Annotated in this window: 15 protein-coding genes; 6 read left to right on the top strand and 9 right to left on the bottom strand. The window is 46.2% G+C overall.

Annotated elements, in window-relative coordinates:
• Positions 1-5: 5 nt before the first annotated feature.
• The gene (gene trmB / locus MKY23_RS08435; RefSeq protein ID WP_154886924.1) at positions 6-761 is read right to left on the bottom strand and encodes a tRNA (guanosine(46)-N7)-methyltransferase TrmB; all 756 of its coding nucleotides are present in this window, start codon (positions 759-761) and stop codon (positions 6-8) included.
• A gap of 151 nt (positions 762-912) precedes the next feature.
• On the bottom strand, positions 913-1,113 hold the full coding sequence (locus tag MKY23_RS08430) for a hypothetical protein (protein ID WP_090922175.1): 201 nt from the start codon (positions 1,111-1,113) through the stop codon (positions 913-915).
• A gap of 314 nt (positions 1,114-1,427) precedes the next feature.
• On the opposite strand from MKY23_RS08430, the gene MKY23_RS08425 reads away from it, so the two are divergent.
• The 4 genes from MKY23_RS08425 to MKY23_RS08410 all read left to right on the top strand — a co-directional run bounded on the left by MKY23_RS08425 (position 1,428) and on the right by MKY23_RS08410 (position 5,213).
• Positions 1,428-2,381, top strand: a complete 954-nt coding sequence (locus tag MKY23_RS08425) for a TIGR01212 family radical SAM protein (RefSeq protein WP_154982991.1) — start codon at positions 1,428-1,430, stop codon at positions 2,379-2,381.
• Positions 2,382-2,966, top strand: coding sequence for a class I SAM-dependent methyltransferase (locus MKY23_RS08420; RefSeq protein WP_154982990.1), 585 nt, complete (start codon positions 2,382-2,384; stop codon positions 2,964-2,966).
• A gap of 207 nt (positions 2,967-3,173) precedes the next feature.
• Complete coding sequence (locus tag MKY23_RS08415) at positions 3,174-4,154, top strand: type I phosphomannose isomerase catalytic subunit (protein ID WP_154982989.1); 981 nt, start codon at positions 3,174-3,176, stop codon at positions 4,152-4,154.
• A gap of 39 nt (positions 4,155-4,193) precedes the next feature.
• Positions 4,194-5,213, top strand: a complete 1,020-nt coding sequence (locus tag MKY23_RS08410) for an alpha/beta fold hydrolase (protein WP_154982988.1) — start codon at positions 4,194-4,196, stop codon at positions 5,211-5,213.
• Positions 5,214-5,369: 156 nt separating this feature from the next.
• Here the strand turns inward: MKY23_RS08410 and odhB are convergent, their stop codons facing one another.
• The 7 genes from odhB to MKY23_RS08375 form a co-directional block, all read right to left on the bottom strand.
• Positions 5,370-6,644 carry a 2-oxoglutarate dehydrogenase complex dihydrolipoyllysine-residue succinyltransferase gene (odhB, locus tag MKY23_RS08405; RefSeq protein WP_090922165.1) on the bottom strand — a complete coding sequence of 425 codons (1,275 nt, stop codon included), beginning with the start codon at positions 6,642-6,644 and terminating at the stop codon, positions 5,370-5,372.
• A 5-nt stretch (positions 6,645-6,649) separates the two neighbouring features.
• A complete protein-coding gene (locus tag MKY23_RS08400; protein WP_090922163.1) occupies positions 6,650-9,523 on the bottom strand; it encodes a 2-oxoglutarate dehydrogenase E1 component in 2,874 nt (957 codons plus the stop codon).
• 610 nt (positions 9,524-10,133) lie between these two features.
• A complete protein-coding gene (locus tag MKY23_RS08395) occupies positions 10,134-10,580 on the bottom strand; it encodes an NUDIX domain-containing protein (protein ID WP_339837196.1) in 447 nt (148 codons plus the stop codon).
• A 53-nt stretch (positions 10,581-10,633) separates the two neighbouring features.
• The gene (locus MKY23_RS08390) at positions 10,634-11,119 is read right to left on the bottom strand and encodes a GNAT family N-acetyltransferase (protein WP_090922159.1); all 486 of its coding nucleotides are present in this window, start codon (positions 11,117-11,119) and stop codon (positions 10,634-10,636) included.
• Between the two features lie 150 nt (positions 11,120-11,269).
• The gene (locus tag MKY23_RS08385; protein WP_339837191.1) at positions 11,270-11,704 is read right to left on the bottom strand and encodes an N-acetyltransferase; all 435 of its coding nucleotides are present in this window, start codon (positions 11,702-11,704) and stop codon (positions 11,270-11,272) included.
• Between the two features lie 218 nt (positions 11,705-11,922).
• Complete coding sequence (locus MKY23_RS08380) at positions 11,923-12,396, bottom strand: 8-oxo-dGTP diphosphatase (RefSeq protein WP_339837188.1); 474 nt, start codon at positions 12,394-12,396, stop codon at positions 11,923-11,925.
• A 172-nt stretch (positions 12,397-12,568) separates the two neighbouring features.
• Positions 12,569-13,357 carry a DUF3891 family protein gene (locus MKY23_RS08375; RefSeq protein WP_339837185.1) on the bottom strand — a complete coding sequence of 263 codons (789 nt, stop codon included), beginning with the start codon at positions 13,355-13,357 and terminating at the stop codon, positions 12,569-12,571.
• A gap of 228 nt (positions 13,358-13,585) precedes the next feature.
• Between MKY23_RS08375 and coaA the strand changes: the two genes are divergently transcribed.
• Complete coding sequence (gene coaA, locus MKY23_RS08370; RefSeq protein WP_090922153.1) at positions 13,586-14,515, top strand: type I pantothenate kinase; 930 nt, start codon at positions 13,586-13,588, stop codon at positions 14,513-14,515.
• 25 nt (positions 14,516-14,540) lie between these two features.
• Positions 14,541-14,903 carry a DUF423 domain-containing protein gene (locus MKY23_RS08365; RefSeq protein ID WP_090922151.1) on the top strand — a complete coding sequence of 121 codons (363 nt, stop codon included), beginning with the start codon at positions 14,541-14,543 and terminating at the stop codon, positions 14,901-14,903.
• The last annotated feature ends 63 nt before the right edge of the window (positions 14,904-14,966 follow it).

Raw genomic sequence — 14,966 nt, 5'->3', positions numbered from 1 at the left:
CCTTTTTATGCTTCGTCCTGATCTTCACCAGACTCGTCTGTCGCTTCACGCACTTTGTACTTATCCAGACGCATTTCATTGTACTCTCGTAAAGCCTCTTCCCCTACAATCACTTCGACCCGATGAATGTTCATGCCTTTACCCATGAATTTTTGTTCATACTCGGTCATGACATGCTCTTCATTCAAACCCTCACGGTGCAGGTTCAGAGACAAATTCGTCATCTGCAAGCCAAAATCAGCGATTGAGTTCAGGGAGAACTCAAACAACGTTTCAGAATCCGTTTTAAAATGAATCTGTCCTTTGGGATTCAGCAACTCAATGTATTTTTTCAAGAAGCGTGGGTGTGTCAACCGGCGGCGTGCATGTTTCGCTTTTGGCCAAGGATCACTGAAATTCAAATAAATGCGTTCCAGTTCCTTCGGATCAAACACCTCTTCGATCTGTTCGATGTTCGCAAGCGCCAGCTTCAAGTTCGGGGGTGTCTCTACCTCAGCTTGACTCCAGGCGTTACGCGCCTTCTCACTGGCACGACGAACGAGCTCATCATACATATCGATACCGATAAAATTATATTGTGGATATTTATAACTCATTTGGCTGATAAATTGACCTTTACCCATGCCAAACTCGACAAAAATCGGATGATCATTGCCGAACAGCTCCGCCCACTTGCCTTTGTGTTGCTTTGGCTCCAGTACAACAAGATCCTCTTGTTGCTCCAGATTTTCTCTAATGCCTTTTCTACCACGTAAACGCATGTTATTCCTCCGTTTGTCCATACTTGTCTTAGACTCATTTTGCCCAAGAACCGGCAAATTGTAAAGAGCAATGAAAAAGGAATCTCCGGACCTGCCACGTTGGGCAAATCTCAAAGATTCCCTTCTCGATTTATTTGGAATTGGGGTCCAACTACTTTAGTAGTTCATAGTCTACCTTATCTTGGTGTGAAAAATCAAATGTCTTTTCGAAAGCATCGCGAACTTTTTGTCTTGCAGCCGCTTTCACTTTCGGATTTCCATTAAAACGAACGCCTGTCAGGGCCAGCGCCTCTTCTGCCGTCAGTTCAACAGATACATGCTGGAATTCGTTATTTTTAACTTGGGAATTCATTCATATCACCTCACGGTATAGTATGATCCATGACGTCAACATTCATTCAAATGCCACGATGAAAACTACTCACTGGATGGTGTCTGACGCTGATTTAAATATAACACAAGGTGTAAACTACATCAAGTAAAAAACCTTGATTTGGCGGCCTTTTTTTTCGTTTGCATTCCCCTTTTTTTCGGATTTTTGGTACAATAAATGACGAAAACCGCACAGCATCTGCATACCCTGCTCAGGTATGATATTACAGAATAAGAAATGAACCAAAAAAGGGCTACATTTTAAGCCATAGACCTCAAAGGAGTACCTTGAAAATGAATGCACCAGCTACACAAGCGCCACTAATGTGGGGGGATAAACGGTTCCATACCTGGAATTATGAAATGCGAGATCAATTTAACAACAAAGTATTTAAAGTGATGCTGGATGCCGGGTTCACCTGCCCGAATCGGGATGGCTCCATTGCCAAAGGGGGCTGTACCTTCTGTAGTGCACGGGGTTCAGGTGATTTTGCAGGAAGCAGACGTGAAGACCTCGTCAGCCAATTCAATACGATTCGCGACAGGCAGCATCTGAAATGGCCTTCGGCTCACTATATCGGTTATTTTCAGGCGTACACCAACACCTATGCACCAGTCGAAGAACTGCGTGAATACTTTGAAGAGATTTTACAACAGCCCGGCGTTGTCGGTTTATCCATTGCTACTCGCCCGGACTGTTTACCGGATGACGTTGTGGAGTATTTGGCAGAGCTTAATCAGCGAACCTATTTATGGGTAGAGATGGGACTGCAAACGATTCATGATTCCACTTCGAATTTGATCAACCGTGCACATGATACGTCGTGTTATGAAGAAGCGGTAGAAAAGCTACGTAAACACAATATTCGAGTCTGCACGCACATTATCTATGGCTTGCCGCAAGAAACCCACGAAATGATGCTGGATACCGGTCGTGCGGTGGCAAATATGGACGTGCAGGGCATTAAGATTCATCTGCTTCATCTCATGCGCAAAACGCCGATGGTTAAGCAATATGAAGCGGGTCTGCTTCGTTTCCTTGGACAGGATGAGTATATCAAGCTAATTGTAGATACCCTCGAGATGCTCCCACCGGAAATGATTGTACATCGTCTTACAGGAGATGCCCCGCGCGACCTGCTTATTGGTCCCATGTGGTCATTGAACAAATGGGAAGTTCTTAATTCAATCGACCGAGAACTGCGTGAACGCGATACATGGCAGGGTAAGTATTGGAGGGAGGCATAAATGGGCTTTCTATCGGTTCTCAGCTGTGCACATCAATGGATTGGTTCTCGGCTCCAGCCAGGAGATTTCGCCATTGATGCCACGGTGGGCACAGGTGCTGATACCTTGTTTCTCGCAAAGCAGGTAGGCCAGCGTGGTCAGGTCATCGGATTTGATATTCAAAACGAAGCGCTAACACTGGCTCAGGCCAGGATTCGAAACCAAGCTGAAAGCAGCAAACTCGGCTCTATTTCCATGATGGAATTAAGCCATGCACGCATGGCCGAAGCCGTACCGGGCGCCTGGATTGGTAAAGTAGGAGCTATTATGTTTAATCTGGGTTACTTACCGGCTGAAGGGGCAGATGCTTCTATAATCACAGAAACAACCAGCACAATCACAGCACTTGAAGCTGCTATAAAGTTATTGCGTCCACGCGGTATAATTACTGTCGTGTTATATCCGGGTCACGAAGGTGGCGATCAGGAAGCTGATGCTGTATCTACATGGGCAACCACTTTACCTGTCGAACAGGCTCAGGTTGTGATGTACCGCCAGTTGCAACGTCAAACTTCACCTTATTTAATCGGTATTGAAAAAAAATAAAAAATAATTCTCTTTGTTCACCAAATGAAATACACTGAACACATTGACTGGACAAGCCTTTGCTGGTTCACTCAACATCGCAGTTGCCACCTACATGGTGCAACTGTATTCTGCACATGTTCATCTACATCTGCATATGCCGATCGTTAGAGGCGCCTGAACTGGTTAAAGCGAATCACCATTTCATATACTAGAGGAGAGATATCCATGTCTACGCCATACCCGCTTCAATTCCAACCCGAATTCAAAGAACGTGTGTGGGGAGGCCGAGCGCTCGAGCAATTTGGCCTAACACCCCCTGAAGGACATATTGGTGAAGGCTGGATGATTGCAGATCACGCCAATGGTACGACCAAGGTAATAAATGGACCACTCGCTGGCAAAGGACTTGATGAGGTTCGTGAACAATTCGGAACATCCTGGCTGGGAACCAAAGGCGTTTCTGAAAAAGGCGGACGCTTTCCTCTGCTAATCAAACTGCTTGATTGTAACGATGACCTATCCGTTCAGGTTCATCCTACAGATGATTACAAGGCTCTTCCTCCAGGTGAACTGGGTAAAACCGAAATGTGGTACGTACTCGACGCCAAACCCGGCGCTCATATTATTTACGGTCTTAATGAAGGTGTAGATCGTGAGGGGTTGAGACAGGCGCTGGAGAATGGCACCGTTATGGACACTCTTCGTCAAGTACCTGTGGAAGCCGGAGATACATTCTTTATCCCTGCAGGAACGGTGCACGCTCTCTGCGCAGGTGTTGTTGTAGCAGAAATACAGCAAAATTCAGATACAACGTACCGGATCTATGATTACAACCGACCTGGACTGGACGGCAAGCCACGTGAACTACATGTAGAAGATTCCTTAAATGTCACGGCCTATGAAGGCGCCGGAGCCACAACAATGAAAACCAGCAATACAGTACCTGGTGAATGGCTCCAGCTTGCTTCTTGTCCTTACTTTGTAGTAGAGAAAGGCGTGGTGACTGAACGTTGGGATTTATCTACGACACCGGACAGCTTTACCATTCTTGTTGTATGTGAAGGTGAGGGTGCGCTTGAATGGAGTGGTTCTGAGGAAGGCGAGCAGCTGACATTGAAAGCAGGTCAATGTTATCTTTTGCCGGCTAATCTGGGTAACTATACATTAAGTGGCAATACAACCGTTCTTCGATCCTATCTTCCTTAAGTTTGTCACCGATAACCTGTGAAGGAGGAATTACACGAGATGCAGGAATCTACCTTTACGCTGATGGGCAATGAAGGTACCCGTGTTCATGTATACTGCTGGCTTCCCGATCCGGACGAACACATCCAAGGCGTTGTACAGATCGCGCACGGAATGGGCGAAACCGCAGCGCGTTATGCCGAATTTGCGGGTTATCTTACGAAACACGGCTTTGCTGTGTATGCTAATGACCATCGGGGTCATGGCAGAACGGTGGAGAGCACCGAGGCACTGGGTGATGCAGGTGTGGACGCATTTCGCTGGATGGCTAAAGATATGGTCAATCTGGGCGAGCTAGTTGCCAAAGAACATCCAGATGTCCCTCTGTTCCTTATGGGGCACAGTATGGGTTCTTTTTTGGTACAGCACCTCATGTATGCGGGACATGAGAGATACCACGCGTTTGTGCTGTCCGGTACAAACGGCAAACGAGGCTTGCTTCGGTTTGGAGAAAAACTGGCTCTACTCCAGTGCGGCATTCAAGGTGACAATCATCGAAGCCTGTTACTGAATGCCATTGTATTTGGCGGATTTAACCGCGCTTTCCGGCCAGCCACAACCCCCTTTGACTGGTTATCTCGTGACCAGCAGGAAGTACAGCGATTCATCGATGACCCAATGTGTGGAGCGATATGTACCGCTGGTTTTTTTCGAGATTTCTTTAAGCTGTTACTCGAAATCCATCTTCCTCAGCATATGGACCGTATCCCGAAACACAAGCCGGTTCTTCTGTTCTCTGGTGAACTAGATCCTGTCGGACTTCGGGGCAAAGGTGTGCTTAACCTATACTCTCAGTATCAGAAGCTTGGACTTCAAGATGTAGAATATCATCTTTATCCAGGCGGACGGCATGAGATGCTCCATGAGACCAATCGTAACGAAGTGGCTCATGATGTCCTGAGTTGGTTAAAACGTCATATGCCGACAATCGAGCAGCAACATACACAAAATAGTAGTCAACAAGATGCCGATACCGTTCCGTCTTTTGAAATTCAATCGAATCAGAGGGCTTTGATGTAAGAAATCTATTTCTGATTCTATTCCGATTCAAATGTGAGCAAAAACCCCCTGAACGAGCACAGTATGTAATGTGCTCATTCAGGGGGTTTTATTCTAGTGAAGTATCTCAGATTTCATAGGATGAGAAATAAAGTCCAATGCTAATCTCAGAAGTCATTAACCTTCAATCAACAATGATTCTGGATCTTCAAGCAATTCTTTGACAGTCACCAGGAATCGTACGGCTTCGCTTCCATCAATAATCCGGTGATCGTAGGACAAGGCGATGTACATCATTGGACGGTTTTCCATCCGTTCAGCATCAATCGCTACCGGACGAAGCTGAATTTTGTGCATCCCGAGAATACCTACCTGAGGAGTATTCAAGATTGGTGTAGACAATAGGGAGCCAAAGGTTCCGCCATTCGTAATCGTAAAGGTTCCGCCTTGCAGATCAGACAATGCCAGTGTATTCGAACGCGCTTTGGATGCCAGATCTGCAATGCTTCTTTCGATTTCGGCAAAGCCCAGACGGTCAGCATCACGTACAACCGGAACAACCAGACCTTCTTTGGCAGATACCGCAATACCGATATCGTAGAATTTCTTCAGTACAACGTCTTCGCCATCAATCTCTGCATTAATCGTTGGGAATTTTTTAAGTGCACCGACAACCGCTTTGGTAAAGAAAGACATGAAGCCCAGGTTAATATCATGCTTCTCTTTGAACTTGTCCTTCCGACGTTTACGAACGTCCATGATCGCTGTCATGTCAACCTCATTAAAGGTGGTCAACATCGCTGCGGTCTGCTGTGCCTCAACCAAACGCTTCGCAATGGTTGCCCGGCGACGGGACATACGCTGACGCTCTACAGGCTTGGCAAAAGTTGCGCCGCTGGCTGCTGGAGCACTAGGTGCGGAAGCAGGAGCTTTAGCTGCTGGTGGTGCCACTGGAGTGGATGGCTGACTTCCATGGCTTTTCACATCATCCTGATACACGCGGCCAATCGGATCTTTGCTCTGTACTTGATCCAACTCAATCCCACGCTCACGAGCAAGCTTGCGTGCAGAAGGAGACGCTGTTTTGTTGCTATCGGATGACTCTGGTGGTGCCGCAACAGCAGCCGGTGCTACTGGAGCTTCCGGAGCTGGTGCAGAAGCGGGTTTGGATTCAGCCGCTGCCGGTTCGGAAGCAGCCGGAGCGTTTCCGCCCCCTGCTCCAGCCGAAAGTGTACCGATCGTTTCACCGATAACTACGGTCTCGCCTTCTTGACGAATGATTTTCTCGAGCACACCGCTCTCCTCAGCACTGATCTCGATGTTGACTTTATCGGTCTCCAGTTCAAGCAGAACATCACCCTGATTAACGGTGTCTCCTTCTTTAACCATCCATCTGGATACCGTTCCCTCAGTTATTGACTCACCCATTGCAGGTACTTTAATTTCACTCACAGCTGTTACCTCCCCAGTGGAATATTATTCTTCGCCGTTTGTTTCAACGCTGCTGTAATAATCAATTGTTGCTCCATGCTATGCACAAGCTGGTAACCGCTGGAAGGACTTGCATGTTCCGGACGGCCTTCATATCTCACGGTAGTGCCTTCAGGCGCGATCTCGCGAAGACGAGGCTCCATATATGTCCATGCACCCATGTTTTTGTTCTCTTCCTGTACCCATACCAGCTCTTTTAATTGACTGAAACGTGCGAGTACACGTTTGATCTCTTCTGCTGGGAACGGATAGAGTTGCTCGACACGAATGATGTGAAGCCAGGAATAATCGCCCTTCTCCTTTTCAATCGCATCTTCCAGATCAATAGCAACTTTACCGCTGCACAAAATAATGCGTTCTACCCGATCCGGTTTTGTGCCCAGACCCGGTTGCTCCAGCACAAGTTCGAATTTACCTTCACTAAATTCCACAGCTGGTGATGCAACACGCGGATTACGAATCAAGCTTTTTGGTGACATCATCACAAGTGGGCGTGCATCTTCTGTCTCGGTTAAAGAAGCTTGACGACGCAACAGGTGGAAGTACTGTGAAGCACTCGACAGATTAACCACAGTCATATTGTCTTCCGCACACAATTGCAGGAAACGTTCCAGACGTGCGCTCGTATGTTCTGGCCCTTGGCCTTCGTTAGCGTGTGGCAACAACATAACCAGACTCGATTTTTGAGACCATTTTGCACGCCCTGCTGATATGAACTGGTCGAAAATGACCTGTGCACAGTTTGCAAAATCACCAAATTGTGCTTCCCAGATTACGAGTGTATCCGGTGAGTACACGTTGTATCCATATTCAAAACCAACGACAGACTCTTCTGACAATGGGCTATTATAGATCGCAAACGATGCTTTTGCTTGTGGCAGATGATGCAACGGACAGAATTTATCACCATTCGTAGCATCATGCAACACAAGGTTACGATGAGCGAAGGTTGCACGCTCGGCATCTTGACCACTGATACGGATCGGCTTGCCATCTGCCAATATCGTCGCAAATGCCAGCGTTTCTGCAAGGCTCCAGTCTACTTTTTCCCCTTCATTAAGAGCCGTACTCCGGCGTTGCAAAATCCGTTGCAATTTTGGATAAACATTAAAAGTCTCTGGCCATTTCAGAAGATCGGCATTAATGCTGCGCAATTGCTCCAAAGGCACCGCTGTTGGCGTAATTGTGACTGCCTCGGACTCACTGATGTTGCGCTGATAGTATTCATGCACTTCATTTTTCTTCATCTGATCATAGGCTTCTTTTAAGCGATCTGCTACGCCATCACGTACACTTGCGATGAACGCATCATCAATGACCGATTCCTTCTTAAGCATATCCTGATACAGATGACTGACTGTTGGGTGATTCTTCACCTTGTCATACACGAGCGGCTGCGTCGTTTCGGGATCATCTGTTTCGTTATGACCATAACGACGATATCCGATAAGGTCAATCAGGAAATCTTTCTTGAAACGGTTGCGATATTCCGCTGCCATGCGAATTGCCGCAATACAAGCATCAGGATTATCTGCATTGACATGCACAATCGGAATCTCATAACCTTTGGCAAGGTCACTCGCATAATAAGTTGAACGTGAGTCACTGCTGTCCGTAGTGAACCCAAGACGGTTGTTCACAATGATGTGAATCGTTCCGCCATTCTGGTATCCTGGCAATGCCTTGAAGTTCAGCGTTTCGGCCACAATACCTTCTCCCGGGAATGCCGCATCCCCGTGCATCAGAATGGTCGCTGCTTTGGTTACATCCTGCTTCGGATAACCTGGTTCACGGCGATCATCCTGAGCTGCACGTGCAAAACCTTGCACAACCGGATTGACGTATTCCAGATGGCTAGGGTTGTTGGCGAGTGTCAGGCGAGCCTGTACAGTCTCCCCGTCTTTTACAAAACGGTTCGCGCCCATATGGTATTTGACATCCCCCGTCCAACCATAATTGATTCCGGTTGAACCTTCTGATGGAACCAAGTCTTTGTTCGGGGCATGATGGAATTCAGAGAAAATTTTGCTGTACGGCTTGCCCAGGACATGAGCGAGCACGTTCAGACGTCCGCGGTGAGCCATCCCCATCAAAATATGACTGGAGCCTGCTTCTGCCATAAGGCGGACGGCTTCATCCAGCATAGGAACAAGTACATCGTTCCCTTCAATGGAGAAACGTTTCTGACCAACAAACGTTTTGTGCAGGAAATCTTCAAATTGCTCAGCTTCAACCAAACGTTCCAACAACGCTGTACGTTCTTGTTGCGTAAGCGGGGCCGGGGATGTGCGGGATTCCGCACGACGATTCAACCACTCGCGTTCTTGTACTTCATGCACATGGCTGAATTCATAAGCGATCGGACCTGTATAGATTTGACGAAGACGTTGAATTGCATCCCAGCCAGTCGTTGTCTGACCGTCTGCACCTTCCCAGATCAGGGACGCAGGCAGTGCTTTCAAATCTTCCTCATTTAATTGAAAATGCTTAGGCTCCAGCAAAGACGTATCTGTTGCTTCACTGATTCCAAGTGGATCAATATCTGCAGCCAGATGGCCATACGTACGGATGTTCCATACAAGCTTGCCTGCTGTAACCGCTTTCTGCAATAGTTGAATATCTACATTTCCAGAAGCAACTTGACCATTCCCGCTATTCGAAAGAGTCTCTGCACCCTTGCCAGACATTGGCGGTGCTCCCCATTGCTCGAACAATTCACGATAGGCCGGTGTCACTGCACCTGGATCTTGGGTGAATAATTCATACTGTTCTTGTACGTATCCCATATTGGGACCATAGTAACTCTCCCAGGGTTTCATGTTGCCTTTCTCGATCGTCATCGACGTTCCCTCCGTCTTGATTTTGTCATAGGGTTTGACGGAAATCATTGAATAAGCTGTAATTCGCGTTCGTTCAACATTTTAAGCGAAATTTTTCATGAAGTCCAATCATCGTGCTGTTCGTGGTAATAACGTTGTTCCGACGCTCCCGTCAAAGGTTTGTCTGCGTTTTCAAAATCAAAGTAATACAATGATTAGTTCTACCGTCGCACAGATGTCGAATAATGTCCTGATCCGTTCGAAGGTTATACGTTCTTCCCTGTTTCCAAAGAAGTTCGTGTTCTAATCTCTATTCTATAAACTTTTACGCTCAGGAGCATTTCCTATTTTTAGCTCAATTGATGCATAAATTAGATGAATCGAATAATCGGTGCAATTCAGGGCAAGCCAGAAACGCTGGATTCGGTCAAATCCAGATCTGATGTCCGTATATACCTCCTTAATAAGAATTGTGGTCCATTCTGTCCAAAAACAAACCGTCCATTTAAACATTAACCAATTCAAATGTCATTCAACAAGAAATTGGATTTTTCAGAATGAATCCTGACAATATACAACATAGAATAATGCCGCTCGAATGCAAATCCCGGCGGCTTCCTGACTGATGGTCCTATCTTTCCTTATAGGAAAGATTCATCATATATTGTGCAAAGGGCGTTAATTGCAGATCTTTCACTTGCTTTAATGTAAACCACGCTGCTCCCAGCGAGTCTTCACCATCAGGATTTCTTTTGACCTGTTCCAGCGGATTGTTGTTGTTCTGTCCGATAATAACATCGTATAAAATACCGATATGGTGTACTGCCTCGGGTTCACCCCGGTACTCCCAATTCACAACAACGGATTGTGAAGAACGAATGGACCATTGCAAAGGAATGATCCCTGTTTCCTCATCAAACTCTCGTTTCAATGCAGTTTCCGGTGACTCCCCGAATTCCATTCTTCCACCGGGCAAATCCCATTTTCCGTAGTATGGCCCACGAGCCTTCTGGATCAGCAGATAGAATTGTTCCCACACAGCCAGTCCATATACACCAACATGCGTATGCGTGTTCACATTTGCGCCCTACCCTTCCCTTACTTCGAAATTTCAGTTTCTTCACTTCTGCTCTACTTCTTCTCCTCGTCTGTGATGTCATTCAGGTCAACGGACAGGCGAATCATATCTACACAGCGGATGCCATCCTCGATTATCTCTTCCTCATAATGTCTCACAAAAAAATCCCGGTCCACGCCGGTTATCCGAAATCCACAGCGCTGGTACAGCTTCAATTGATGAAAGCTGGAATTGCCCGTTCCGATCTCCAATATACGACAACCTAGCCTTCTTGCTGCCTCCATGGCTTCCTTAATCATGTGTTTGCCAACACCTTGTCCTTGCAATTCCTCCTGCACCGCGATGTTCACAATCTCTGCTGTCTCCGGACGAGTCTTAAGTAATACAAACTCTCCTACCATCTCTCCTTCATACTCTGCTATAAAACAAACACCTCTGCTGAGATATTCGTCTACAATCGTTTTTGAAGGATCTGCCATCAATAAAAGTTCATACGGTTTTTCTTCATCCCAGTCCAATATTCGGAACGACAAGTTCATGCCAATCCCCACCTTTTCACATCCATATTATTCTTTTCCATGCCGTTTGCAGAAGCCTATGTATGGCAAATCTACAAATTACTCATTCTAAGCTCCCAGTCCCTTGATGATCCTGTTATTCCTGATGTTTCTGCTGTCTCGAAATCTATGTTAGTCGTTCTGTTTGTTGTCTATGTGTCCTGCTTGATTGGAGTAATGGCGAATGGACATCCCCGTCGATCTCTGCATTCCTTGTTTTTCATAAAACGTCTGGACATCTGGATCACACAAGAGATCGATCATATATAGCCCCTGTAGACGCTGAAGCATGCGCTGTGTGAGTTCACTTCCGATCCCTTGACCTTTATACTCCGGCAGTACTTCCAGCAAAGGAACATATGCACTAAGTACTCCATCCGAGATCGCTTGAATGAAACCGACGACATTCCCGGTTTGCTCATCGATCGCAAGTTCAATCGCATACGACTGCTCTAGCAATTTCAGAAATGTTGAAGGTGATGGCGGGTTCGGCCAACCGTCAAAGAACCCGCCAGTTAATTGCTCACTATCAATTCCATCCAGCTTATCTCGAAATACGATTCCCATCGCTTGCACCTCCAAAACAAAGTAAATTCCATTATATCATAATATCTGGAACTAAATATATAGATATGGATATGATGTGATCGTTGCTATTCAGTCAGGTTCAAATGCTCATGAACTAATTGCAATTCAATGCATATTTCCTACACGATAGACCTCTTCTTTCACCTTATCCCAGACATTTTCGAAGTAAGTCAGAAACATGGTCACGGTCTAATCACTTATGTCTTGAACGTCTCTTGCAAGGTTCGTCCGCTCGACTTCTCCCAAACTACACTTCGTTCAAATGTACCTGAGTTAAAAAATCGCGGGAACCGCTCTGCAAACCAGTCTTGCATCGGCAATTCAAATGCCTGTTTCAAGGGTACCCATACTAACTCCCCCTCCGGCGGGTCGGTAAGAAGTTCGCCTTCATATGAAGTTACCAGATAGTTAAACACCATATATCTTAACCCTTGCTCAGGATCACAGAACTCATCCAGCCCTTTATATGTAATTTGCTTGACCCAAAGTCCTGTCTCTTCACGAACCTCACGGATGGCCCCGTCCACGATACTTTCGGGGAACTCCACTTTACCGCCAGGAGCAATGTACCCCGGGAACCCTTTATGGCTCGGCCGGTTCATCAGCAAAACCTGATCGCTAACCGGGTTCCACACCATACTCATCGTGTAAATCTCAACCTGATAATTCATGTTCAGCCTCCCAAGATGCGCTTTTCTTACGTTTTACTAAACATTTCTGGAGATCATACGTTTATTCCTGCTAGACTTTGTTCCATATCAAAGACGGACGCCCGTAATATCAGATGCCCGCCTTTTGATCACGTATATTTGTAGTTTTTCGTTAAACTAGGTGTATGCATGCTTAGGATACAGCTGTAATCCATATCTGGCGTTTCTTCCAGTCCGCCCGGCGATATGCTTGTAACATCCCAAACTTGCGAATGCTGGCCTTGGGTATCACTTTATAAGACATCGTCACTTCGAACTCCTCATCAAATGGGAAAAAGGATAAAGCCACCTTTTCACCTGACACCCACTCGACTTGGACGTTGGAACTTGGACAGGTGTCAAAACCACAGCCGAGCCCTTCTGCAAAAAAATCATAACGCGCCGTAGGTGTGCCTGGCTCTTCCATACATAAAAAGAGACTAAGCTGGTCACAGAACAGCATGATCTCTACATCGTTTTTCAGCCGTTCTTCCAGTTCTAAAGCATTAACGCCCAGTTCTTTCTTCCAACTCTCCTGCTGTAGCTGCTCTTCTTGCAAATACTGCCTGATGTCATCATCATCCTCAGAATTTGCCCCCAGCGTTTTTTGAAACAACTCTGTATACATCAGGCTACATAGTAAAGCCGCATAAGGATTCTGCTGCCTTACTTCTTCGATTCCTTTGCGGTAAAACACAAAACGCGGTCTCAGCGGGAAATCACGAAAGGAGTACGGAATTTGACTATAATCGTTCCATAAAGGAGCGGCATCCAAGTCAATCCAACCCCGGTCATGCTCCTTCGCCGCGAGAATCAGGTCATCCCGATGCGAGCCATGGGGAAGCCACTTCTTTTTCCAATGTGCAGCCATATCTCCAGCGACAATTCCATGCTCATGTTGTGCGGTCAAAACAAAATCATGCTCTCTCTCATATACGATCATTTGCTGTCACCCTTCCGCATGGTTTACGTTTACATTTACGTTGACTTTAACATAATTTGGGTTACACTTTCTTATAAGCTGCCTTTCATCCTACAGTTAAGCTACCTTATCCCGGTATTTATAACATTTCGGATTAAGCAGAGCATGTAAAGGTGTTGTCAGTTCGCTGAAATTTGGTACACTAATGATTGTGTCTTCGATTACATTACATACAGAAAGCGGGATCTCATGAATTTATACTCACCTTACATCGAGTTTAACCGCAAAGAATGGGCCGGACTCAAAGAACATCAGGTCACTCTTCCGCTGACGGAAGCTGAACTGGAACAATTAAAGGGCTTGAACGAAGAAGTATCCATTCAGGAAGTTGAGGATGTTTATTTGCCCCTAACCCACTTCATTGACCTATATGCAAGAGCATCAAGAGAGCTTGATCGCCTAACGGCCTCTTTTATGAAAAAAGAAACGCTTCACACCCCCTATATTATCGGGATCGGGGGCAGTGTTGCCGTGGGAAAAAGTACAGCAGCCCGCTTGCTTCAGGCGTTACTTGCCAGAGGCAAAAACAAACCCAAGGTCGATCTGGTCACCACGGACGGCTTTTTATATCCCAATGCGGTGTTGCAAGAAAAAGGCATCATGAACCGCAAAGGTTTTCCTGAAAGTTATGATATTAAATCACTCATTAAGTTTATGGGCGATGTAAAATCAGGCAAGCCTGAGGTACAAGCACCGGTTTATTCACATCTGGCCTACGACGTAATCCAGGGGGAAGAGAAAACGATCTGCCAGCCGGATATTCTGATTATTGAAGGCATCAACGTATTACAAGTGAAGCGGGAGACGCCATTACTTGTAAGTGATTTCTTTGACTTCTCCATCTACATTGATGCAGAGGAAGAACACATTCGTCACTGGTACGTCGAACGTTTCAAGTTGCTCCGTCAGACCGCTTTTCAGAACAAGGATTCCTTCTTCCATCAGCGGTTCGCCAATATTAACGAAGAGGAAACCATTGAGACAGCCAATCAGATCTGGCAGGACATTAACGCGAAAAATCTGCATGAAAACATTTTACCAACCAAAGGACGTGCACGGTTAATTCTAAAAAAAGAAGCCGATCACTCCATTCAGCAGATTCAATTGCGCAAGTTGTAACCTGATTAAAAGGAGAGAAAATAACATGCAAACCCTCGTGGTTCTCGGCAGCATTATGATGTTTCTGGCCGTTGCACTCGGTGCCTTCGGGGCACATGCGCTCAAACGCAAGTTATCCGCTGACATGATCAAAATCTATGAGACCGGTGTCCAGTATCATATTGCTCACGGACTCGGCATCATCCTGCTTGGACTGTTCGCAGACAGATTAACCTCTACATCCCTTGTTGTGACCTCGGGATGGCTCTTGTTTGCCGGAATCATCCTGTTCTCAGGAAGTCTCTATACATTGAGTGTTACAGGTGTTCGCAAGTGGGGAGCCGTCACACCCATAGGTGGTGTAGCCTTCCTTGCCGGCTGGATAACATTGCTGTTCGCAGCTCTTTAAGAAAAACAAACGCGTAACAAATATATGGAGTGTCCTGGCTGAATGAACATGCGATGCCGGGAT

The sequence above is a fragment of the Paenibacillus sp. FSL R7-0272 genome, assembly GCF_037969905.1.
In the GTDB taxonomy this organism is placed as follows: domain Bacteria; phylum Bacillota; class Bacilli; order Paenibacillales; family Paenibacillaceae; genus Paenibacillus; species Paenibacillus polysaccharolyticus.
Note: the sequence above shows the minus strand (reverse complement) of the source record. Positions and strands in the feature narration are given on the sequence as shown.